Raw genomic sequence first — 890 nt, 5'->3', positions numbered from 1 at the left:
GTTGTATGCCCAGCCCAGCAGCACCCCGCCCCCCTCGGCCGCCAGGATCGCGTCGAAGTACCCGTAATGCCATCCGTCCTCCAACTCGAACCCGATGCCAATGAAGCCACGCGCACCCGGACTGCTGGGCCATTCGCTGGCCGTACCGGTGCTCAAATGGATCGCAATGGCCGCAAACTTCCACTCCCCGGGGGATACATAGCCATCCCGCAAATCGCTTGAGCGCCATCCCAACGAAGGCTCCAGTGAGGGCCCGATCTGGGCCCCTTCCTCCAGCCGTGCAACCAACCCGCCCAGATCTGGAGGAGGGTCCGGCCGGTAGACCACCCGGTTTGCCCGCTCGGTGCGCAGCGACAGACCCGTCACGCCAGCTTCAAAGGTGAAGTCCACAACCCCATCACCGTTGATGTCAATCGGATAGAAGAACGAGTGCAACATGTCGCTCCCCATCCCCAGGGGCTGAGGCAGGACAACCGTAATCGTCCCCTGACCCACAGCCGGGGCTACCGCCGGGCCCCAAAGCCCGACGGCAACCAACCACAAACTCAACAGCCGCTTGCTCATTGTCCCCTCCGCAATCGCCAGAAGCATACGTCAGCGTGGCTCGTCACCGACACCCTGTTCGTGGTGCTTTCGGCCAGCACCGACCTCACCACCGTCCAGTCCGTCAGATTCGTGGAGGTCAGAATTGCCTACCACAGCGCGTCTGCGGTGACCAGCCACCGGGCTGACCCACAGCCGGCCCGCCGCAGTAACGCCCGTGACGTTCGACAACCAGAGCCGATGACCAAAGCCCGCAACCCTCGAACGACGAAGCAGCGCGGCCGCTCGCTCCAGTGACCTTGTTAGCCCCTCCTTGCATTCCTCTTTTGTCTGAACCACACCATCAG

General features: G+C 63.1%; 1 protein-coding gene. It reads right to left on the bottom strand.

What is annotated here, in order from left to right:
- A partial coding sequence (locus tag G4L39_RS10855; RefSeq protein WP_205880958.1) for a hypothetical protein occupies positions 1 to 591 on the bottom strand: 591 nt, incomplete at its 3' end.
- Between the last annotated feature and the right edge of the window lie 299 nt (positions 592 to 890).

Source organism: Limisphaera ngatamarikiensis, assembly GCF_011044775.1.
Taxonomy (GTDB): domain Bacteria; phylum Verrucomicrobiota; class Verrucomicrobiia; order Limisphaerales; family Limisphaeraceae; genus Limisphaera; species Limisphaera ngatamarikiensis.
The sequence above is the reverse complement of the archived record's forward strand: the minus strand, read 5'-3'. Positions and strand labels throughout refer to the sequence as shown.